22 protein-coding genes and 2 other annotated features are annotated in these 21,485 nt (G+C 40.9%); of the genes, 2 read left to right on the top strand and 20 right to left on the bottom strand.

Features of this window, described 5'->3' with window-relative positions:
- Positions 1-10 precede the first annotated feature (10 nt).
- The 15 genes from obgE to SPD53_RS00330 all read right to left on the bottom strand — a co-directional run bounded on the left by obgE (position 11) and on the right by SPD53_RS00330 (position 12,230).
- Complete coding sequence (gene obgE / locus SPD53_RS00400; RefSeq protein WP_156856285.1) at positions 11-1,291, bottom strand: GTPase ObgE; 1,281 nt, start codon at positions 1,289-1,291, stop codon at positions 11-13.
- Between the two features lie 11 nt (positions 1,292-1,302).
- The gene (locus SPD53_RS00395; protein WP_336251347.1) at positions 1,303-1,815 is read right to left on the bottom strand and encodes a Spo0B domain-containing protein; all 513 of its coding nucleotides are present in this window, start codon (positions 1,813-1,815) and stop codon (positions 1,303-1,305) included.
- A gap of 263 nt (positions 1,816-2,078) precedes the next feature.
- Positions 2,079-2,369, bottom strand: coding sequence for a 50S ribosomal protein L27 (gene rpmA / locus SPD53_RS00390; protein ID WP_156856287.1), 291 nt, complete (start codon positions 2,367-2,369; stop codon positions 2,079-2,081).
- 13 nt (positions 2,370-2,382) lie between these two features.
- Complete coding sequence (locus tag SPD53_RS00385; RefSeq protein WP_336251346.1) at positions 2,383-2,712, bottom strand: ribosomal-processing cysteine protease Prp; 330 nt, start codon at positions 2,710-2,712, stop codon at positions 2,383-2,385.
- A gap of 12 nt (positions 2,713-2,724) precedes the next feature.
- A complete protein-coding gene (gene rplU / locus SPD53_RS00380; protein ID WP_336251345.1) occupies positions 2,725-3,033 on the bottom strand; it encodes a 50S ribosomal protein L21 in 309 nt (102 codons plus the stop codon).
- Positions 3,034-3,047: 14 nt separating this feature from the next.
- Positions 3,048-3,124 (bottom strand) — a sequence feature (ribosomal protein L21 leader region).
- Between the two features lie 60 nt (positions 3,125-3,184).
- Positions 3,185-4,036 carry a site-2 protease family protein gene (locus SPD53_RS00375; protein ID WP_336251344.1) on the bottom strand — a complete coding sequence of 284 codons (852 nt, stop codon included), beginning with the start codon at positions 4,034-4,036 and terminating at the stop codon, positions 3,185-3,187.
- Positions 4,023-4,784, bottom strand: coding sequence for a M23 family metallopeptidase (locus SPD53_RS00370; RefSeq protein ID WP_336251343.1), 762 nt, complete (start codon positions 4,782-4,784; stop codon positions 4,023-4,025). The genes SPD53_RS00375 and SPD53_RS00370 overlap by 14 nt, the downstream gene beginning before the upstream one ends.
- A gap of 323 nt (positions 4,785-5,107) precedes the next feature.
- On the bottom strand, positions 5,108-5,908 hold the full coding sequence (gene minD, locus SPD53_RS00365; RefSeq protein WP_336251342.1) for a septum site-determining protein MinD: 801 nt from the start codon (positions 5,906-5,908) through the stop codon (positions 5,108-5,110).
- Positions 5,901-6,587, bottom strand: coding sequence for a septum site-determining protein MinC (gene minC, locus SPD53_RS00360; RefSeq protein WP_336251341.1), 687 nt, complete (start codon positions 6,585-6,587; stop codon positions 5,901-5,903). Before minC ends, minD begins: the two co-directional genes overlap by 8 nt.
- Positions 6,588-6,631: 44 nt before the next feature.
- Positions 6,632-7,165 (bottom strand): rod shape-determining protein MreD, encoded by a 534-nt coding sequence (gene mreD, locus SPD53_RS00355; RefSeq protein ID WP_156856293.1) that lies wholly within the window; start codon positions 7,163-7,165, stop codon positions 6,632-6,634.
- Complete coding sequence (gene mreC, locus SPD53_RS00350; protein WP_156856294.1) at positions 7,162-8,064, bottom strand: rod shape-determining protein MreC; 903 nt, start codon at positions 8,062-8,064, stop codon at positions 7,162-7,164. Before mreC ends, mreD begins: the two co-directional genes overlap by 4 nt.
- 12 nt (positions 8,065-8,076) lie before the next feature.
- The gene (locus tag SPD53_RS00345; RefSeq protein WP_156856295.1) at positions 8,077-9,114 is read right to left on the bottom strand and encodes a rod shape-determining protein; all 1,038 of its coding nucleotides are present in this window, start codon (positions 9,112-9,114) and stop codon (positions 8,077-8,079) included.
- 199 nt (positions 9,115-9,313) lie between these two features.
- On the bottom strand, positions 9,314-9,994 hold the full coding sequence (radC, locus tag SPD53_RS00340) for a RadC family protein (protein ID WP_156856296.1): 681 nt from the start codon (positions 9,992-9,994) through the stop codon (positions 9,314-9,316).
- A 166-nt stretch (positions 9,995-10,160) separates the two neighbouring features.
- Positions 10,161-10,916 carry an SPOR domain-containing protein gene (locus SPD53_RS00335; RefSeq protein ID WP_156856297.1) on the bottom strand — a complete coding sequence of 252 codons (756 nt, stop codon included), beginning with the start codon at positions 10,914-10,916 and terminating at the stop codon, positions 10,161-10,163.
- A gap of 93 nt (positions 10,917-11,009) precedes the next feature.
- Positions 11,010-12,230 carry a glutamate ligase domain-containing protein gene (locus SPD53_RS00330; protein ID WP_156856298.1) on the bottom strand — a complete coding sequence of 407 codons (1,221 nt, stop codon included), beginning with the start codon at positions 12,228-12,230 and terminating at the stop codon, positions 11,010-11,012.
- A gap of 59 nt (positions 12,231-12,289) precedes the next feature.
- Here SPD53_RS00330 and SPD53_RS00325 point away from each other — a divergent pair, with 59 nt between their 5' ends.
- Positions 12,290-13,171: an ATP-grasp domain-containing protein gene (locus tag SPD53_RS00325; protein WP_156856299.1), complete on the top strand. Its 882-nt coding sequence runs from the start codon at positions 12,290-12,292 to the stop codon at positions 13,169-13,171.
- A 59-nt stretch (positions 13,172-13,230) separates the two neighbouring features.
- On the opposite strand, the gene SPD53_RS00320 is transcribed toward SPD53_RS00325, so the two are convergent.
- Positions 13,231-15,873 (bottom strand): valine--tRNA ligase, encoded by a 2,643-nt coding sequence (locus tag SPD53_RS00320; RefSeq protein ID WP_156856300.1) that lies wholly within the window; start codon positions 15,871-15,873, stop codon positions 13,231-13,233.
- Between the two features lie 53 nt (positions 15,874-15,926).
- Positions 15,927-16,151 (bottom strand) — a binding site (T-box leader).
- 124 nt (positions 16,152-16,275) lie between these two features.
- Between SPD53_RS00320 and SPD53_RS00315 the strand changes: the two genes are divergently transcribed.
- A complete protein-coding gene (locus tag SPD53_RS00315) occupies positions 16,276-16,464 on the top strand; it encodes a hypothetical protein (protein ID WP_156856301.1) in 189 nt (62 codons plus the stop codon).
- Here SPD53_RS00315 and SPD53_RS00310 read toward each other — a convergent pair.
- From SPD53_RS00310 to hemB, 4 genes are all read right to left on the bottom strand, one after another.
- A complete protein-coding gene (locus SPD53_RS00310) occupies positions 16,461-17,450 on the bottom strand; it encodes a hypothetical protein (protein ID WP_156856302.1) in 990 nt (329 codons plus the stop codon). The two genes, SPD53_RS00315 and SPD53_RS00310, sit on opposite strands and share 4 nt — an antisense overlap.
- Positions 17,451-17,514: 64 nt before the next feature.
- A complete protein-coding gene (locus tag SPD53_RS00305; RefSeq protein WP_336251340.1) occupies positions 17,515-18,465 on the bottom strand; it encodes a LysM peptidoglycan-binding domain-containing protein in 951 nt (316 codons plus the stop codon).
- A 725-nt stretch (positions 18,466-19,190) separates the two neighbouring features.
- Positions 19,191-20,480 carry a glutamate-1-semialdehyde 2,1-aminomutase gene (gene hemL, locus SPD53_RS00300; RefSeq protein WP_336251339.1) on the bottom strand — a complete coding sequence of 430 codons (1,290 nt, stop codon included), beginning with the start codon at positions 20,478-20,480 and terminating at the stop codon, positions 19,191-19,193.
- 14 nt (positions 20,481-20,494) lie between these two features.
- Positions 20,495-21,472, bottom strand: coding sequence for a porphobilinogen synthase (hemB, locus tag SPD53_RS00295; protein WP_336251338.1), 978 nt, complete (start codon positions 21,470-21,472; stop codon positions 20,495-20,497).
- Positions 21,473-21,485: the final 13 nt, after the last annotated feature.

Below are 21,485 nucleotides of genomic sequence, written 5' to 3'. Positions count from 1 at the left end.
CAAAACAAATCTATTCTATAAATTCAAATTCCAAATCAAGCAAATGGATCGTGTCTCCGTCCTTTGCTCCCCGTTCTCTAAGCGCATTATCTACACCCATTCCTCTTAACTGACGGGCGAAGCGCTGCTGCGATTCCTCGCGAGTAAAATCAGTCATTTTAAATAATCGTTCCAATTTTTCCCCGTGAAGAACGAAAGAACCATCCGGGTTACGTGTAATATGAAAATCATCCGCTTTTTTATGATGACGATAGACAACCGTTTCATCTCTCTCAGTCTTATCAGGTTCTCTCTTCGGAATTTTATCAAGTCCGTCAGCAATTTCATAAATTAGCTCTTTCAAACCTTGTTTTGTGATTGCTGAAACCTCGAAAATACGTATATCTTCCCCTAGCTTCTCCTTGAAGTCGACAAGATTTTCCTGTGCTTCCGGCATCTCCATTTTATTCGCTACAATTATCTGAGGCAAATTCTTAAGCCGTTCGTTATAAGACGCAAGCTCTTCATTAATCGTAACATAATCCTCATAGGGATCACGCCCGTCTAATGCAGCCATATCAATGACATGAACGATGAGCCTTGTCCGCTCGACATGACGGAGGAATTGAAAACCGAGACCTACTCCTTCACTCGCTCCTTCAATTAAACCTGGCAAATCTGCCATAACAAAACTGCGACCATCTCCTGTATCGACTACTCCTAAATTCGGGGCCAAAGTTGTAAAATGGTAATCGGCAATTTTAGGTTTTGCTGCACTTACGACAGATAGCAATGTTGATTTACCAACACTCGGGAAACCAACTAGTCCAACATCCGCGATTACTTTAAGTTCAATACGGATATTTTTCTCCTCACCAGGTTCCCCGTTTTCCGCAATTTCCGGTGCGGGGTTTTTGGGACTCGCAAAGCGAACATTCCCTCGTCCGCCTCTTCCACCCTTGACAATGACGGCCCGTTGTTTATGTTCAGTTAAATCTGCAATTACTTCTTCTGTTTCTTCATCAATAACAACCGTTCCAGGCGGCACACTTAAGACAAGGGCTTCAGCATTTTTTCCATGCATTGATTTACTCATTCCGTTTTCGCCGCGTTTTGCTTTAAAGTGACGATTATAACGGAAATCCATCAGTGTGTTCAAACCTTCATCAACTTCAAAAATTACATCTGCTCCATTACCGCCATCACCGCCGGCTGGTCCTCCCATTGGAACAAACTTTTCCCTGCGGAAGGCAACGAGACCATTTCCACCGTCTCCTGCTTTCACATATACTTTAGCCTGATCGACGAACATACTATCACCTCTTAACTTGCAAACACGTCAAAACTATAGATCCGTTTTTCCGGTGTTTGTTTTATGTAAATATCTTCTGAAGGGGGAATATTATCTTCCGCACTTCTCTCTTTCAAATCGATGGAAACATTTATAGTACAGCCTTTTTCATTTTCTGTAAAATCCACGTGAATGGTATAAACGTTTTCGTCATCGGCTTTTTGTTCTATATCTTGAATAATTTGATCCAGTTTCTCTTTAATATACAGATCTGTATCTGTTAATTTTATATCATCAACTCGGATCGAATAATCTAGCTTGAATTGATTGTACTTCATCCTGAATTCCAAAAACCAGATAACAACATGCGGGATATTCAGATTCAGTAATTTCCTTTCCTTATGGAAAAATGCGAAGAGTTTATTCAGATTGTCGTCCACTTTTTCCATCTTACCTAATTTAACATATCCCTGAATAATCTGCAGATCGTTCAGCAAATCATGACGATACGATTGAATGATACTAACTACCTCTTTTGCTTCCATAAGTGTACCTCCCATTGATATAGAAAGTATAGCAGAAACGAATGAATACTTCATCAAATATAATAAAGACGGGAAAGGTTAAAAGCACGAGGTCTTTCTTGTCGCTAAATCCTTGATTCTGTTCAACTAACATTCATTGGGGAGGGAAGGAATTCCCCAATGAATGAAGTTTCACTTTATCTACAGCATTTTAAATTTATAGGTTCCTATGTAGGTAGTAAAAAACTCCAGCCGAAATTTGGCTGGAGTTCGCTATTTATCTTTTATGCTTCTTGAGCTTCCGGATAAACACTTACTTTCTTACGGTCGCGACCATAGCGTTCGAACTTAACAACACCATCCACTTTTGCAAATAGTGTATCATCTGAACCAAGGCCAACGTTATCACCCGGGTAAACTTTTGTACCGCGTTGACGGTATAGAATGGAACCACCTGTTACAAACTGGCCATCCGCACGTTTTGCGCCTAGACGTTTTGAATGTGAATCACGTCCGTTACGAGTACTACCTGCACCTTTTTTCTGAGCAAAGAACTGTAAATCTAAACGTAGCATGTCGTGCACCTCCTTATGTTTCCTGAATTCGTATAAATTCACCGTATTCCATTTCAATGGATTTTAAGGAAACAAGCATTCCTTCAAGAAGAAGTTGTGCCTTTTCCAATTCGTCTTCAATATAGAGGGAAGGGAAAGTGATTTTTAAATAACCACCTTCTCCTCCCTGCTTAATGTCAATATCCGTATCAGTTAATTCGAAGACTGCGTTTACTGCCCCAATCGACACTCCGGAAACAGCCGCGCAGACGAGGTCATAGCCATATGGTCCACTTTTAGCATGTCCAGAAAGTTCAATGGAGTGCAATAAATCTTTCTTACGTTCAACAGTTATTTGAATCACTTGAACCGACCTTTAAGCATTGATTTTTTCAATTACTAATTTTGTGTAAGGCTGTCTATGCCCTTGTGTACGATGGTAGTTCTTTCTACGTTTGTATTTGAATACTCTAATTTTCTTTTGACGGCCTTGCTTTTCAACTTTAGCTGTTACGTTCGCACCGTCAACATATGGAGCTCCGACCTTTACGTCATCTCCACCAACGAAGAGTACTTTGTCAAATGTTACCGTTTCGTTTGGTTCTGCAGAAATTTTTTCAACATAAATTTCTTGACCTTCTTGAACTTTAACTTGCTTACCACCTGTTTCGATAATTGCGTACATGAATCCGCACCTCCTTAATCACTAAGACTCGCCATACAGGTACTCTCACTCATAAAAGTTTAAAACCTGTTCTGAGCGGTTGTAGCACTGGTGCTACGTTGAGTAACGTATTGATATTACCATATTTAAAGCAGTTATGTCAAGTTTCCATTTAGAATAAATCTTTTATTCGTTTTGTATATTGTTTTTCATGGAAATAGGCATGTAAACAGTCTGTTTCATCGATTCGCTTAACGGATCTTTCATTTGCTGGAATAATGATCAAATGTCTTCTTTCTCTTTTGAAATGATTAAATACGTCCATCAATGTTAAATTACCCGGCAAATATAACGGTTCAATTTTTTTAACAGTCTCGTTCCCTCTGTATCTTACCATAAGAAAACGCATGAATACATAGAATCGGCGTTTCCATTCTAATCTGTTTTCAAGAAATAGAAAAATCATGATTGCGGTAAAAGTCAACGTAAATGGGTAAAAAATTATATAACCTATCGAAAGAAAAGCACACAAACACAAAGATAATAAAAAAATGGCATCCAATGCTTTCCGAAAAGGAAGGATGACCGATAATAAATAGAAAAGAATTTTTCCGCCGTCAAGTGGCCAGATTGGCAATAAATTAAATAAAAGTATAACCGTATTATACCATATCGCTGTTTGGAATAGCGGTTCAGAAATCAATTCGAAATAAAACAGCGCATGAAGGACAAAGTAGATTGGAATATGCTGAATTGGTCCTGCCAATGTAACGATTAATTCTTCTTTCACCCGCCGATTCCCATGCTCCTCCGTCTCCATTACTCCACCAAACACCCAGAGCATCACTCTTTTTACCCGCCATTTGAAAAATTTCGCCGCTAAATAATGCCCCATTTCATGAATAAACACAATTGCAAAGATAATCATCATTTCCACGAAAGTACCGGTCAGTAAAGAAATGCCGATAAATAATATTAGAACTGGATGAATGTGAAGCGGAGGAAGTAGGTTACGAGCCATCATCAACCACTATCACCTTGACCGGATCTAGAAATGTATTATCTTTTTCCAGAGAAAAATAAACTGCATCAGCACTTTCCGTAGGTGCGAATGCACCGATTCGCTCGTTTGCCGATACGTATTGATAAAGATGCACATCAATATCCGTTAAATTACCATAACTAGAATACGTCCCATCAGCATGTTGGACGACAATTGTTCGGCCTGTGTCCGGATATTTTCCTGCAAATACAACAACTCCTTCGTGATGTGCAACGATATCCGTTTCTTTACCTGGGGATATCTTTACACCTGTTCCATTCGTTTGGAAGGTTTCAATTATATCTCCTGTTACCGGCATAACCGCTTCCTGGTGTTCCTCTGGCAGATCCACAGATTGCGGGGAGAATGCTAATGGACTGCCGAATACATCCCGGTACCAACTGTTTACTTTAGCGAATGGGAAGTCATTACGTAATAATTGATTGGCCATTTCCTGAGGTTTTGTAAGTAAGGTGTGGTTAGTAGTCATTAAAAGAGCGACAGAAAAGAATAGAATTCCCGACAGAATACCTTTCATCATCAGGCCGGTTACAAGGTCTTTACCTGCTTTCTTTTTAAAAACATAGTTGTTAATTTCTGGTGGGTATCCGTGTTTTTCTTCAGGTTGGTGAAAGATTCCACTGTCTTGTTCCATTCCTTTTTTTGGTACGCTCCGTTCTTTTTTACGTTGTTCTATTGCTTTTCGAACTTTTCTTATATCCCTACTCATTCCATTCACCGTCTTTCCTGCTATTTCCTTATCAATATATGAAAGCTCGTCCGGAGTTATGAATGATTTATAGTTGATGCCTATCGACGGACAGGAGGCTCTAATGCCGGCATTGGTCACACAGGACGTGACCGTACTTAGCCGGCCTCCCGCAGGAGTTTCTGTTCATTTTAATTTGTTTTGGATGAATAGCCCGCGGAAAGTATACTGTATTTCTGGTGCGACGGGATTAACCTCCGATATATAGTAGTTGCAGATTCAAATAAGAAACCAAAAAACCGACACTTTTAAAAGTATCGGTTTTGATTAATATTATTATAGTTTTATGAGCGCATGCCGATGAATTTTTTGAAGCGTTGGAAGATGCCTTTATCTTCTTCTAAAGATTGTAGCGGAACATTTTCTCCAAGGATTCTTCTTGCAATATTTCGATAAGCAATGGAAGCTTTAGAGTTGGGGTTTAAAGCAACAGGCTCGCCATTGTTAGAAGCTTTAATGACTTCCTCATCATCGATCACAATACCAATTAAATCAATCGCCAATAACTGGACGATCTCATCCACTTCCATAATGTCTCCACTTTGCATCATATGATTCCGGATCCGGTTGATAATAAGACGAGGAGCTTCCGTCATTTCTTCCTGTTCCAAGAGGCCTATGATGCGATCAGCATCACGTACACTTGATTTCTCGGGGTTCGTTACGACAATAGCCCGATCTGCTCCCGCAATAGCATTTTGAAATCCCTGCTCAATTCCTGCAGGGCAATCAATAATGATATAATCATATTCTTGCTTCAATTCAGCAACGATTTTTTTCATACCTTCAACGGTAACCGCAGATTTATCACTGGTTTGTGCAGCTGGGAGAAGAACCAAAGAGTCGAAGCGTTTATCGCGAATCAATGCTTGATTTAACCGGCAGCGTTCCTCAACGACATCCACAATGTCATAGATAATCCGATTTTCAAGTCCCATAATCACATCAAGATTTCTTAAGCCTATATCTGTATCCACCAGACAGACTTTTTTCTCCATTAAAGCTAATGCTGTACCTATATTAGCGGTCGTTGTTGTTTTTCCTACGCCACCTTTACCAGAAGTAATTACAATAGCTTCACCCATTTTGCATTCTCCTTTCGAATCCGCTTATTTCATTTCGTTTCCGTGAAAGAAGCTTTAACGAATCAATGATGATTTTATCTTCATTTTCATCAATTATGCCACACTCCATATAGACACCATCCGCTTCATAGTCTGGCGCGCGGCTAATATAGTCAGCAATCCGCAACTGAGTTGGCTTCATATAAGATGCTGCAATAAACGTACTGCGATCACCTTTATAACCAGCATGGGCAATCCCGAATAAATTACCTAAAACATAAATATTACCAGTGGCCATAACCTTACCACCCGGATTTACATCACCAATAAGCAGGAGATCGCCAGTTACTTTTAAGACTTGTCCAGAACGAATAATCCGGTGGATCGTCTTAATTTCACTCTCCTCTTTCCAGCGCAGCGCTTCATCACGGTGAACAACATTTGTTTCAATTGCTGTTACTTTAAAATGATTATCCCCTTCAATCATATCCCGTAACTTATACTGCTTTTCTTCGTCTACAAAACGATTGCCAGATTGTACTTTCACAGAAACAACCGGTTCATTTTTATTTTGTTGAGTCGATTGTAATTTATCTTTTAATTCGACAAGGGCTTCATCAAAAGGCACTTCATCATCAATCATTAATGTAAGGCCTTCCCTGTTCCCTTTTATCGTGATTATTGGTTTCTTTTCATGCAAATTTCGTCACCTCTTCCAAAAAAGCCCTAAATATCCTCTACTTTTTAATTTCCGTGATCCAATTGTTCCTCACTCCAGCGAACAATTCGTTTCTTAAGTAAAGGAAATAGAAGTAGTAAAAATAACAGATTAGCAAGTATTGTCGGCAGTAATCTTCTAAGTAAATAATCCGACCAAATCATATCTGTCACACCAATAACGGTATACATCAAGTAAATTAAGCCATCAGCAAGTGCAATTGCCGTAACACATAGTAGAAGCAAGACGTAAAAATTACGATGCAATATTTTCTGGAGACCGTGTACAGCGTAGATTGCGATCCCATAGGAAAACATATAAACACCAAGAACACCTGCATAGACAACATCAATTAATAGCCCAAACATAAAGGCATATACAATGGAATAATATGTATCTTCCACATCGTAGTAAACAGCAATGTAAACAAGAAAAGCTAGAACCCAGTGAGCGATAATTAAATAATCACTTAATGCTATTTCTTTTGGTAGAAGGTTGATTGCCAAACCCTCAATAATTACAAGAACAAGTAGAATGAGTGGTAAGTAGGCCTTTTTCATTCTTCATTGTCCTCCTCTTCTCCATCATCTGCCTCACTAGATTCATCAACTTGGTCAACTGCACGGTCAAGTACGATGACATGATTAATATCATACATATCGGAAGACGGCTCAACAAGAGCAATCTGGGTTAAACCGTATTGATCTGATGTCACTTCCTTTACTGTACCAATCGGAACTCCCGCTGGAAATACGCCCCCCATACCAGAAGATACGACAAGGTCATCTTCCTCTATGTCTTGCTCCGATTCTTCAATGATGCGGAAGAGTAATGAATTCGTCTCCTCATCAAACCCTTCGATCATACCGAATATATTGCGTCCCTTATCACGGGAAACCATTGCAGATATCCGATTAAATTGATCAAATCCGGTTAACAATTTTACTCTAGCAGTATGCTCATTGGCTGACTGAACCTTTCCAATCATCCCATCTGCCGTCATAACTAACATATTTGCTTTGACACCGTGATTTTTACCTTTATTGATTGTTACCTGTTCAAGCCATCTTTCGGGAGAGCGGGCAATAACGATTGCCTGAATTGCCTCATGACTGCGAATTGAATCAGATTCCATCAAATCGAGCACATCACGTAATTCTTCATTTTCTTTATTAACTTCCTGAACTTCGTAAATGAGTGAGCGGTACTGGCTAAGTTGTTCTTTCAGTACCTGATTTTCTTCATATGTGTTGCGGAAATCTTTAATATTTGTAAAGACATCTGTTGTAAAATTGACTGGTGTGTGGATCACATATTGCACCCAGCCAATCGCATCGTTTATAAATTCTTCTGCAAAGGTAACATTTATCCGGTCTTTGAAGGTGTAACCAACAAGCACGACGAGTAAGATAAAACCAATCAGAAAGATAAAAAGTCGTTTATTCCTAAAAAAACGCATGAAAACACCTACTTAATTATTTGAAGATAGAGTTGAAACATTTGTATTTCGGAAATGCTGGATATAGTCAATTGACTTCCCTGTTCCTACTGCCACGCTTTCTAGTGGCTCATCCGCAATGAAAACCGGTATTTTCGTTTCATCACTTATTACTTGGTCTATATTTTTGAGCATCGCGCCACCGCCTGTCAGTACAATACCGCGATCCATAATATCTGCAGCAAGTTCTGGCGGTGTTTTTTCAAGTGTGTTCTTCACTGCTTCAACAATTGCATCCACTGTTTCATTTAAAGCAGAAGATACTTCTTTCGCAGTTACTGAAATTGTTTTCGGCAGGCCAGTCAGCAAATCTCTTCCTCTAATATCCAATTCGCTGTCTTCGGTTACTTCTCCTGCCGTTCCAATATCTAATTTCATTGACTCCGCTGAACGTTCTCCAATTAACAAGCTATATTCTTTGCGGATATAATTAATAATCGCATCATCCATATTATCACCGGCTACACGGATTGAACGGCTTGTAACAACGCCGCCAAGGGAGATTACCGCAACTTCTGTTGTTCCCCCGCCAATATCGACTATCATACTGCCTGTAGGCTCCCAAACAGGAAGACCAGCACCGATAGCAGCAGCAAATGGTTCTGAGATCGCAAACGCCTCGCGGGCGCCAGCTTGTTTAGTCGCATCAATTACCGCACGTTCTTCCACCATCGTAATTCCAGAAGGAACACAAATCATCACATTCGGTTTCTTTGCAAAAATGGAACGACCACGCATTGCCTTCTTAATATAATAATTCATCATCGCTGCCGTCGTGTCATAATCCGCAATAACCCCATCTTTCATCGGCCGAATAACTGTTATGTTTCCTGGCGTACGACCAATCATATTTCTTGCATGACTTCCAACCGCTTCGATATTACCTGTTTCCAAATTTTTGGCAACAACGGACGGCTCCCGCACAACTACTCCTTTACCTTTAACGAACACCAATGTATTTGCAGTACCTAAATCGATACCAAAATCCTGCGAAAAACTAAACTTTGCCAATCCAATCTCCCTCTCCGTTCACGAATTTCTTATATGTAGTTAACTATATCTATTTCTTAAACCTGTTGCAAACATTCATTTTAGCCTTTTTCAAGATTAAGAAGCGCCACTTTCAATTGTTAGCAGAAAAATGGCGCTTGATAAAACAATTCCTATAATATTATACGAAATAAATGATAAAATAGATAGTCTTATATTGTTACAGATACCCTTTTTCCTTCAATGACACAAATTTACGATTTCCAATGATTAAATGATCGAGTACTTCTATTCCCATTATTTTCCCAGCCTCGACTAAGCGTCTCGTCACATGGATATCTTCTTGAGATGGTGAGGGATCCCCTGAAGGATGATTGTGTGTCAGAATTATCGAAGCAGCTGAACGCTTTGCGGCTTCACGGAAGACCTCGCGCGGGTGGACAATCGAAGCATTGAGGCTTCCGACAAAAATGGTTTGCCTGTGAATAACGTGGTTCTTGGTGTCCAGGAACAGAACGACGAAATGTTCCTGCTTCAATAAGCGCATCTCTTCCATGACATAATTTGCTCCGTCGTCGGGTGAACGGATCACGTATTTATCATCCGGATTATACTGACTCATTCTTTTTCCAAGTTCAATTGCAGCAAGGATCTGCACTCCTTTTGCATGACCGATTCCTTTAATCGCTGTCAATTCTTCAAATGTGGCATCGTGTAATAATTTTAACCCTTCAAAATGCATAAGGACCCGATTGGCGAGCATCGTGACAGACTCTAGTTTCGTGCCGCTACCGAGCAGGATTGCTAAGATTTCCTGATTGGTCAGATGACTTGCCCCAAGTCGAATAGCACGCTCCCTCGGTCTATCCTCTTTCGGTACATCTTTAATCATGATTTGCATTCCTACAACCTCCTTTCTTGCTCTCACTTTACGAACTTCGCAAGGAAAACTCAACTTCCCGTATCCCTTTTTTATAGACTGTTTTCCAAGTGAAAATGCAAAAACCACCCGAGGATATTCTCCTTATCAGGTGGTGTTATCTGTTGATAATTCTAAAACAGACAAGTTATAAATTATCATAAGCTTGCATGACTTGGAGAAGATAAACTTCAATATTTTCTGTCTGTTCACCCAAAATTTCAACGAGATTCCCTAATTCATCTTCTTTTGGTGCTTGTTCCAAATGGTTCACGAGGGGAGTGTTTTCTTTGGCAGTTAATGCTTCCTCCCATACTTGCCCTAGCTGATTGACCCATTCAGACGCACCTTCTGTTAGATTCAGCTCTTTTTCATTCGTTTGCCACTCTTTGACGAACACATCGAATCCTTCACCTTGTAACTCCACGGCTCTTTGTTTAGCTTGTTCCTCCGTATGGAAAATCCCAATCAATAAAAAGTATTGACCGTCTCGCTCCCAAATGAATGCTGGTTCCCCTGCTGACATATAGGATTGCTGCCATTCCTCTGCATTTGCTTTTTCCTCAAATAGACCAGCTTGGAGAACGTAAGCAGCAAGTGTCGGCAATTGTTGCTCCGCTTTTACTTGATTGTCCGTTTCTTGGGCGGTGACTGCTGTAGAGGGACTCGGATCCTCACCCGTCTGCTCATTTTCGATACCGGTAAATAAATTGATAATAAATATTCCTAACACTGTACCAATCACACCGGCTGATAGAATGGTCAGGAAAACAGGTGCAAGCCAACTCTTATCCTTTACTTTTTTTGGATGATAATGGACAGGTGTAAACTCATTTTCTACTTTCTTCTTTACTGCGCTGCCATCCTCAATAAACCGATCATCCGTATATTTATTATCTGACATCTCGTCACTCCCTGCTAGAATTCCTTTGCATCACTCTACCATATTCAGAATGAAAAACTAGAAGAAATTTGTCAGGTGAATTGTAAAAGTTTTCTACAACTTTTTACGTTGATTCAATAAATAGTGACGTATCTCTGTTATAAAATGAAGCGAGCCGGTAATAAAATATACGCTATCACTTTGTAAAGTACGTTTGAGAACTGCTTGATAGTCAGATTCTATTTGGTCGACCGAGGTACTTCCTTGTAATTCATCAAGGTTCCATGCCCGCGGATGATCGAAGGAAGTGAGGGTGACATGATCAAATTGTTCTGTTAGTAAGTGCAGCATCTCTTCCGTTGCCTTATCACGAAACATGGCAACAATCACATGCTTGTCCGCATCTGGGAATAATGCATTGGCAGTCTGAACAAAAGCCTTTATCCCGTCCGGGTTATGGGCGGCATCAAGGATAATCACTGGATTACTTTGAATCTGTTCAAACCGGCCGGGAAGCGTCGTCTTTTCCATCTGGTGAATCCCTTTTTCTACATCCATTTCAAAGCCATTTCCCTTTAAAATAAGGACCGCTTGAATCGCAAGACTGACATTATCAAGCTGGTGTTCACCTTTCATTTGCAGGTTAAGCTGGCTGCGATTAAAATCGATCCCAAGCCTATAATAGGGAGCGTGTTTTTGCCGGGCCTCTTCTTTAATTACAGCAAAAGCTTCCTCACTCACATTACCAATGATAACTGGTATCGCTTTTTTAATAATTCCAGCCTTGTGCCAAGCAATTTCCTCCTCACTTCCGCCTAAATAATCCGTGTGGTCAAGAGCAATCGATGTAATAATCGACAGAATCGGCTGCAAGACGTTCGTTGTGTCGAATCGCCCACCCATTCCCGTCTCAATCAGAACAATTTCTCCATTTTCCGCAAAAAAAGAAAACGCCAGAGCAGTAAGTATTTCAAACTCTGTCGGTGCAAGATCCGCCTTATCCATTTCCCTAATATGTGGGAAAAGGCGATTCATCCATTCAAGCAATGCTTGTTCAGATAGTTGTTGATCGTTTAGAAAAATGTGGCCTCCTAAGCCCGTGAAGCTCGGTGATGTAAAAACCCCAACCTCATAACCATTTGCCATCAGGGCGGCTTTAATAAAATGCAATGTTGATCCTTTACCGTTCGTACCAGCAATGTGAATCGCTTTGAAATGTTTTTCTGGATTATCTAAACGCTTGAGCAATCCAGTAATCCGTTCAAGACCTGGTTTCATCCCCAATTTTTTTCGTTCATTGAAAAACACTTCCACCTCTTGTATAGTAGAAAACATGATAACACCGCTTTCCTCGATTAATCGTAAGTTAATTATAGCAGAAAGGAAAATGAAAGTTGAAACGAACCGGATGGATCATCTATAACGGCAACTTGCCAGGAAATAAATTTCTTGATTTCGCGGAAATGATTCAAACAGCTGCAAGGGCATTAAATAGTAAGGCTGAAATCATTAAAAATAATGATTTACTAAGTCTGCTTACAACCTCTAGTCTTGGTTTATTACCAGAAATCCCCCTTCCTGATTATGTAGTGTTTACAGATAAGGATATTTATTTAGCGAAGCAATTGGAATACCTTGGTGTTCCTGTATTTAATCAGGCAAAAGCGATTGCTGTAAGTGATGATAAAATTGCAACGTATCAAAAACTCGCCAAATTACAGCTGCCAATTCCGAAAACAATTATCGCTCCAAAAATCTTCCACACAGGGAGTTTGGACGAAGGGATTATAAACAAGGCGATTAAAGAACTCGGATTTCCTCTCGTAATGAAAGAAGCATTCGGTTCCTTCGGTGAGCAAGTATATCTTGTTAAAAATAAACAGGAACTCGATAAAAAACTCCAGTTAATCGGCAATAAGCCATTTGTCTTCCAGGAATTTGTCCACACCAGTTATGGAGTGGATATTCGTTTGCAAGTTGTGGGTGACAAAGTCGTCGCTGGAATGAAAAGGAAGTCTGCAGGTGATTTCCGGGCTAATGTTACGGCAGGAGGTCGAATGGAAGCTTACACACCATCACAAGAAGAAGAGGAACTGGCAGTGAAGGCGGCGAAAGCAATCGACGCTGATTTTGCCGGAGTCGATTTACTGTATGGTGATGGGAATCAGCCAATCGTATGTGAAATAAACTCCAATGCACATATCCGGAATTTATATGAATGTACTGGCATCAATGCTGCAGATTATATGGTGGAATATATTTTAAATAAATTATAATGGGGAGCAAAAAACAGCTGGGGTTCAATGAGTTGAACTTCCAGCTGCTTCTTTTTTTCCTAGCCTTTTAATTCTTCCAGTCTTGCTTTTACTTTTGCTTGTTTTTCCAAGTAATCTCTTTCCTTCTGTCTTTCCGATTCAACTAGAGCTTCTGGAGCTTTGTTCACAAAGCCTTCATTAGATAATTTCTTCTTAACTCTATCTACTTCTTGAGTCCATTTATCCAATTCCTTTTCCAGACGTTCCAATTCTTTATCAATATCGATTAGACCTTCCAGCGGCAGGAAAATCTCTGCTCCTGTCACAACGGCTGTCATTGCTTTATCTGGAACTTGTAGCTTAGCGGCAATTTCTAATTTTTCCGTATTACAGAAACGCTCTACATATGGACGATTTCGCTCAAGTTCAGAGACAATTTGTTCGTTCTCCGCCTCAATTAGCATATTGATCTTCTTCGACATTGGTGTATCAACTTCAGCTCGGATATTACGAACTGACTTGATGATAGCCATGAGACGGGACATTTCTTTAACAGCCAGTTCATCATGGAATTCCTGTTTCACTTGTGGCCAGCTGGCAATTGTAATGGATTCTCCGGCATGTGGCAATTGCTGCCAAATTTCTTCTGTTATGAATGGCATAAACGGGTGCAACAAACGCATCGTCTGGTCAAGCACATAAGCTAATACAGATTGCGTCGTTTTCTTTTTGGCGGCATCATCACTATAAAGCGGCAGTTTCGCCATTTCAATATACCAGTCACAGAACTCATCCCAAATAAAGTTATATAACTGTCGACCCGCTTCCCCAAATTCATATTTATCCGTATTCTTCGTTACTTGATCAATCGTCTCGTTCAATCTTGTCAGGATCCATTTATCAGCAACTGAAAGATCTCCAGACAAATCAATATCTTCATAGTTGAAATCCTCTAAATTCATTAAGACAAATCGGGAAGCGTTCCAGATTTTATTCGCGAAATTCCAAGTCGATTCAACCTTTTCCCAGTGGAATCGTAAATCCTGTCCAGGCGTTGAGCCAGTTAACAAGAAGTAACGAAGGGAGTCTGCCCCGTATTTATCGATAACATCCATCGGGTCAACACCATTACCAAGAGATTTACTCATTTTCCTTCCTTCTGCATCACGGATTAATCCATGGATGAGCACATCTTCAAATGGCTTTTCCCCTGTAAATTCCTTCGACTGGAAAATCATCCGTGCTACCCAGAAAAAGATGATGTCGTAGCCAGTTACGAGTGCTTGAGTCGGGAAGTAACGTTTGTAATCAGCCGCTTCTGTATCCGGCCAGCCCATCGTAGAGAACGGCCAAAGGGCGGAGGAGAACCATGTATCAAGTACATCTTCATCCTGTTCCCAATTCTCATGATCACGAGGGGCTTCTCTTCCTACATAGATTTCTCCTGTTTCTTTATGGTACCAGGCCGGAATCCGGTGGCCCCACCACAACTGTCGCGAAATTACCCAATCACGAATGTTTTCCATCCAGTGGAGGTACGTCCGTTCGAATCTTTCTGGGAAGAAATTGACTTTATCGTCACTGTCTTGTAGCGCAACTGCAGCATCAGCAAGTGGCTTCATTTTTACGAACCATTGGGTCGATAGATACGGTTCAACAACTGCGCCGCTTCGTTCCGAGTGGCCAACCTGGTGGACCCTTTCCTCAATCTTCAGAAGGGCACCGATTTCTTCTAGATCTTTTACAATCTGTTCACGGCATTCAAACCGGTCCATACCTTCATATTTACCAGCGTTTTCATTCATCGTGCCGTCTTCATTCATAACAAGAACTCTTTCCAAGTTATGACGATTACCAATCTCAAAGTCATTCGGATCATGGGCCGGTGTTATTTTTACCGCACCAGAACCTAGTTCCATATCAACATAATCATCTGCAACGATTTCGATTTCTCTACCGACAAGTGGCAAAATTACCGTTTTCCCAATAAGATGTTGGTACCTTTCATCATCCGGATGAACAGCTACCGCCGTATCTCCAAGCATCGTTTCCGGACGTGTTGTAGCAATCTCGATAAACTCATCACTATCTTTGATTGGATATTTAAAGTGGTAAAATTTCCCTTCGACCTCTTCATGAATTACTTCAATATCGGAGAGAGCTGTTTTTGTTTGCGGATCCCAGTTGATAATGTATTCGCCACGGTAGATGAGTCCTTTCTCATAAAGCTTGACGAAAACCTCTTTAACCGCATCGGACAATCCTTCATCAAGCGTAAATCGTTCTCGCGAGTAATCAACACTTAAGCCAAGCTTTTCCCATTGTGAACGGATGAAAGAAGCATACTCTTCCTTCCATTCCCAAGATTTCTCAAGGAACTTTTCCCGTCCAAGCTCATAACGGTTCGTTCCCATCTTTTTCAATTCACCTTCAACTTTTGCCTGGGTTGCAATTCCTGCATGGTCCATCCCTGGAAGCCAGAGAACATCATATCCTTGCATTCGCTTCATACGGATAATCGTGTCTTGCATTGTCGTATCCCAAGCGTGCCCTAGGTGCAGCCTGCCCGTTACGTTTGGCGGCGGAATAACGATAGAATAAGGCTCCTTCTTCGGATCATTCGGGGCTTCAAAGAATTTCCCCTCCAGCCAAAATTGATAACGACCCGCTTCTACTTCATTTGGATTATATTTTGATGGCAATGTTACTTTTTTATCCGACATTACCGATCACCCTCCTTTAGTTTTAACAATTAAAAAACCCTTTCCATCCTTCAAAAAAGGACGAAAAGAGTTAACTTCCGTGGTACCACCTTTGTTTACAAATAAATATTTGTACACTCATCGACAGATATCGGCGCATAGCCGGCGTGCCTCTACTGTAATTCGAAGCAGCTGCATCAAGGGCGACCTTCCAGCACAACCTTCCTAGGAAATTCTCAGCAAATCATTTCCCTTCCTGTAGGCGTTCATCCTGTACTCTTCCCAATCATTTGCATCATTATATTTTAATTACCTTATATTGTATACACTTCACTTAAAAACGTCAACTCTAACCGGAACAAAAACGTGGCCACAACATACGATAAAGCATGGTACTTCATCATTTATAATGAGGTGAATGGTATGGGTCGGTATTATCGTTATCGCCTGCCTCCATGGGCGAGGCAATGCTTGTTCGTTTTAGAAAAAGCGATGGCGCCGTTATTAGTATATCAGCTTCTCCGTACGATTATACTTCCGACAACTTTAGATGTATTTTTACTAGGTGTTTTCGTATTTCTCTATATTGCTTTTTACTTGGAATGGTTTTAATCGTCTTTCCTTGCCCTTTGTTCAAGCATTTCTTGGAAACTCAACCCGAAGATTATTCGGCGATAAATCTGTTCAAGTTCAATAGACAACTGTATATGGGAAATGTTAGTTTCATTGGCTGTATGGTATTGCTCGACTAAGCGTAAATATGCTTCACTGTTCAGCAAATATAGGCAGAGTAAAGCTTGTTCCAGGGAAGTTAACGGATTCTCTTCCATATAGATGGAGAAGTTTTTCAGAAAGTGGCTCTTCAATTGTGACTCATGGATTGCTCCGTAACGGAACAAGTCCACTAAATCAAAGACCGCATGTTTATAACAGGCGCTTTCCCAATTAATAAAATAATGATCAAATATATGTCCGGCTTGTAAATTACCATGATTCAGACTGATTCCCCAACTCGACTCCTCCTCCGCGAGGGAAAGGATTTCATCTACTAGTTGACGGGAGCGGAAAAGGGAGAATCGTATATCACGATAATGGGTTAATACTTGCAGTTCAAAGGGAGATGGATAATGTTTTTGTTCTATGATTTCTATCCACGCAAGTAGCCGAGTTTCATCTTTCGTACAGTTTCCTTGATATGTCTGAAAACGATTCGCCAATTCATCCTTGTTTAATCGGTACAGATTTTTCGTTTGAACATGAATTCTACCGATTTGCCTATAGATGGACTGGATGCGATTTTCACCAATAAATCTAGTATTTGTCTCTATCCAAGGTGTCAGGTAATAAAACTCACCTGCAAACTCAACATACATTTTCCGATTCCGAGTTAAATAAACAGGGATGATTTCATGGAGGTTTTCCTGATTTGCGCGGGTGTAGACGGACACCCAATTTTCTATGGATTGTTTATCTAACCTGCTCCGTTTTAATGCATATTCTTTTCCGCCTGCCTTTACTTTATGCAGCCGGTCCGTAACAGCGACAATTGCCTGAGGATATATATTATAGGCTTTAAGAATTTCAGTTTGTTTCTCCATCTTGATAACCTCCGGAATGCTTAACATAGGAAAACCCCTTGCTTCCATTCACAAGGGGATTATTTCATTTCTTCGGGATATACAGTAACTGTCCCTCGCTAATATCAAAGTCTTCATCAAGTTTATTTTGTTTGATTAACTGCAGCGCACTAACTTGAAATCTTTCCGCGATTGATTCGATCGTATCGTCTTCTTGTGCAATGCAAATTCGCATTTTTACATAGCTTTCTTCCTCTTCATCGCGGAATATGTCTTTTAAATAACTAACATCATTTACAACTTCAGCCGTCTTTCCATCTTCTTCTACTTCCTCTTCTTCCTTCGCACGGATTATCAGTTCATTTTCTTGCACTTCTTCCCTTTCCAGTTCCCGTACTTCATTTACATCTATTACCTCTTCCACTTCCGCTTCTTCCTCTTGCTCCAACTCCTCTACTACTTCCTTGATCCTTTCCTCTTCTGCAACAACCTCTTCTCTTTCCACTTCAAATGTGAATGAGTCTGGTTCTTCGTCCTCTTCCGACTCTACTTTCCTTTCCTCTGTTTCTCGTTCTTGCCATAAATCGACTTCCGCTTTAATTCCTTGAATTTCCGCTACTGCAGTAAGCTGTAATTTTGAATTTGCCGGTAATTCATAATCAAAGTTAATAATTTCTATTCTAATATCATCCATGTTCTCAATCCGGTATTCCGGAACGGAAATATCTACAGGAAAACGATGATAAAATTCAGCCATATTATCTTCTTTACACTCTACTTTTTCCACAAACCTTCTCGCATCCAAATCATCAAGCTCATTTAGTGCAGGGTGATCTGTTTCGTCTATCCGTTGTTCATCGCGCATATATTCTCCCCGCAGTTCAATCTCGCCCCGGATGGACACGTACGTATCATATGGTTGAATCGTTATTTCCGGATTAAGTGAAACACCTATTAATTCGAGTACTTCATCGCCTCGGTCAAAATATAATGTTTCTTGTAATTCAAATTGAAAATTTTGATTAGCAGAAGACAAAATAACTCCTCCCTTCTCCATTGCCTATACAGTTAAACCCTGTGTATACACTATCTATATGAATGGGGAAAAGGAGATATGCATGAAAAAAACCTGATACAGCTGGAGGAGTAATCCTCGTGTATCAGGTCTTCAAAGGTTATGACTTAATTTTCGAACCAAAATCCAAAGTGAGTTATTAAATAAAGTGCCAATTGCTTTCATTCAACGTAAGTGCAACTTCTTCTGGAGGTCCGCAGTCCAGACACCTCTCGCTTTCCGCAGGCGGCTGGTGAGCCTCCTCGGGCTGGCGCCCTGCGGGGTCTCACCTATGCCTTTCCTCCTGCAGGAGTCTCGAGGTGTCTGGACTGCTCCGAGGAAAGGCGTGATTTGGATTACTGTTTAATATTCCAGAAGTACAATCCTTATCATAACGGAATAATTTCTTTTTAAAATAATCCTTTAGACCAGTTCAGTTGCCCGGCGGACGGTGACTCCTATGGGAATAGCACAAGTCCAGACCTGAGCAGGAAGCGTTTTTCTTCCGAGGCAGACTAAGATCGCCACGTCCTGTGGAAACGTCTGACATTAACGTCCTGTGCGTCGAGGCTTCGGGTGTGCCTCAGGATGCGCATCCGTCCTTCGGGCAACTGAACGGTAATTAGAACGCCAATAAAATGAATGCACAAAATACTTACGCTGAATGAAAGTGATTATAATGGATTGCAGGCTGTGAAAGTGAGTTATTATTTAGTTAGATTTGCAAACACCTGGTTCACTGCTTGGATTGTTTTTTCAATGTGTTCCATCGTATGTGCAGTTGAAAGGAATAGTCCTTCAAATTGGGATGGTGGCAGGAAAATTCCTTCTTCAATCATGCCGCGATAATAAGCCGCGAAACGGTCTAAATCAGAAGTTTGTGCTGTTTCAAAGTTGATGACTTCTTCAGCTGTAAAGAATACACCGACCATAGAACCGACACGGTTAATTTGTAATGGAATACCATGTTGCTGGCTAGCTTCCTGGAAACCTGCCTCTAACCTGTCAGCTAATCTCCCGAGCTCTTCATACGCCGCTTCGTCCATCGCTTTTAATGTTTCGTAACCCGCTGTCATTGCTAGAGGGTTTCCGGATAATGTTCCCGCTTGATAGATCGAACCTTGAGGTGCGATTTGTTCCATAATCTCTCGTTTTCCACCGAATGCACCGACTGGAAGCCCTCCACCGATAACTTTCCCGAGACAAGTAAGGTCCGGTATTACATCATAATAACCTTGTGCACAATTATAACCAACACGAAAGCCTGTCATGACCTCATCAAAAATAAGTAATGCACCATGCTTTGTAGTAAGTTCACGCAAGTTTTGTAAGAAGTTATTTCTTGGTGGAACGACTCCCATGTTACCACAGACAGGCTCGGTAATGACCGCAGCAATCTGGTCGCCGTACTGTTCGAATGCAAGTTGAACACTTTCATAATCATTATATGGAACTGTAATTGTGTTACTTGCAGTCGAAGCCGGCACCCCTGGGCTATCCGGGAGACCGAGTGTTGCTACACCGGAACCAGCTTTAATTAATAAGGAATCACCATGGCCATGATAGCTTCCTACAAATTTCACAATAATATCTCTGCCGGTATATCCTCGGGCAAGCCTAATTGCACTCATCGTCGCTTCGGTACCCGAATTTACCATCCGAACCATTTCGATGGAAGGCACTCGTTCTTTTACTAGTGCAGCCAATTTATTTTCCATTTCAGTTGGTGCACCGAAACTCGTTCCTTTATCAACTACTTCTTTCAATTTAGTTGTTACCCGCTCATCGGCATGACCTAAAATAAGCGGTCCCCAACTTAACACATAATCAATATATTCATTTCCATCAATATCCATAATTGTCGCACCTTTTCCCTCTTCCATAAAGATTGGCGACATGCCGACTGATTTAAAAGCGCGAACGGGTGAGTTCACACCACCAGGCATTAAGTCAACTGCTTCTTTATATGCATCAATGGATTTTGAAAAGTCTTTCATCGTTCGTTCCTCCTTCATGAATTACGTAAAACTGCTGCAATATCTTTTGCAAAATAAGTTAATATAATTTCTGCTCCTGCACGTTTCATGGAAGTTAGCATTTCAATCACAAGTTGTTGCTCATCAATCCAGCCATTCTGTGCGGCAGCTTTTACCATTGCATATTCTCCGCTCACATTATAAGCAACAACGGGAAGGTCAAATTCATTTCTGATGTCACGGATGACGTCGAGATAGGATAACGCTGGTTTGACCATAAGAAAATCTGCCCCTTCTTCAACGTCTGACCAAGCTTCCCTGATTGCCTCCAGACGATTTGCCGAATCCATCTGGTATGTCTTCCGGTCACCGAACTGTGGAGCACTATCGGCCGCATCGCGGAAAGGTCCGTAGAAGGCTGAAGCATATTTAACTGCGTATGACATAATCGGAATGTGGGTAAACCCTGCCTCGTCCAGTGCTTTTCTTATAACTGCGACAAAGCCGTCCATCATATTAGATGGTGCAATAATATCCGCCCCTGCCTCAGCTTGAGATACAGCTGTTTTTGCAAGCAATTTTAATGACTCGTCATTATCTACATCATTGCCATGAATCACGCCGCAATGACCGTGGTCTGTATATTCACAGAGACATGTATCAGCAACAACGAGCAACTCAGGATACTTCTCTTTTACTAGCTTGGTAGCTTGCTGCACAATTCCGTCTTCTGCATACGCCCCGGAACCAACCTCGTCTTTACCTGTAACGACACCGAAGAACATAAGTGCACGTATACCTAATTCATACGCTTCTGTTACCTCTTCCATTAAGCGGTCCAGTGAGAATTGGTAAACAGAAGGCATCGATGGCACTTCATTCTTAATATTTTCCCCTTCGATGACAAATATCGGATAAATAAAATCTTCAACATGAAGATGTGTTTCACGCACCATCGCCCGCATGGATGCACTACTCCGTAAGCGACGATGTCTTTTAAATTGATTATTCATTCTCAAATCTAAC

Source organism: Oceanobacillus sp. MO10714A (genome assembly GCF_037072045.1).
Taxonomy (GTDB): domain Bacteria; phylum Bacillota; class Bacilli; order Bacillales; family Amphibacillaceae; genus Oceanobacillus; species Oceanobacillus indicireducens.
This window is presented reverse-complemented; position numbering and strand designations above follow the sequence as displayed.

Coding starts and splice junctions, on each gene's coding strand:
- obgE (WP_156856285.1), bottom strand. CDS start 1,291: ATGTTCGTCGATCAGGCTAAAGTATATGTGAAAGCAGGAGACGGTGGA.
- SPD53_RS00395 (WP_336251347.1), bottom strand. CDS start 1,815: ATGGAAGCAAAAGAGGTAGTTAGTATCATTCAATCGTATCGTCATGAT.
- rpmA (WP_156856287.1), bottom strand. CDS start 2,369: ATGCTACGTTTAGATTTACAGTTCTTTGCTCAGAAAAAAGGTGCAGGT.
- rplU (WP_336251345.1), bottom strand. CDS start 3,033: ATGTACGCAATTATCGAAACAGGTGGTAAGCAAGTTAAAGTTCAAGAA.
- SPD53_RS00375 (WP_336251344.1), bottom strand. CDS start 4,036: ATGATGGCTCGTAACCTACTTCCTCCGCTTCACATTCATCCAGTTCTA.
- SPD53_RS00370 (WP_336251343.1), bottom strand. CDS start 4,784: ATGAGTAGGGATATAAGAAAAGTTCGAAAAGCAATAGAACAACGTAAA.
- minD (WP_336251342.1), bottom strand. CDS start 5,908: ATGGGTGAAGCTATTGTAATTACTTCTGGTAAAGGTGGCGTAGGAAAA.
- mreD (WP_156856293.1), bottom strand. CDS start 7,165: ATGAAAAAGGCCTACTTACCACTCATTCTACTTGTTCTTGTAATTATT.
- mreC (WP_156856294.1), bottom strand. CDS start 8,064: ATGCGTTTTTTTAGGAATAAACGACTTTTTATCTTTCTGATTGGTTTT.
- radC (WP_156856296.1), bottom strand. CDS start 9,994: ATGCAAATCATGATTAAAGATGTACCGAAAGAGGATAGACCGAGGGAG.
- SPD53_RS00335 (WP_156856297.1), bottom strand. CDS start 10,916: ATGTCAGATAATAAATATACGGATGATCGGTTTATTGAGGATGGCAGC.
- SPD53_RS00330 (WP_156856298.1), bottom strand. CDS start 12,230: ATGTTTTCTACTATACAAGAGGTGGAAGTGTTTTTCAATGAACGAAAA.
- SPD53_RS00320 (WP_156856300.1), bottom strand. CDS start 15,873: ATGTCGGATAAAAAAGTAACATTGCCATCAAAATATAATCCAAATGAA.
- SPD53_RS00315 (WP_156856301.1), top strand. CDS start 16,276: ATGGGTCGGTATTATCGTTATCGCCTGCCTCCATGGGCGAGGCAATGC.
- SPD53_RS00310 (WP_156856302.1), bottom strand. CDS start 17,450: ATGGAGAAACAAACTGAAATTCTTAAAGCCTATAATATATATCCTCAG.
- hemL (WP_336251339.1), bottom strand. CDS start 20,480: ATGAAAGACTTTTCAAAATCCATTGATGCATATAAAGAAGCAGTTGAC.
- hemB (WP_336251338.1), bottom strand. CDS start 21,472: ATGAATAATCAATTTAAAAGACATCGTCGCTTACGGAGTAGTGCATCC.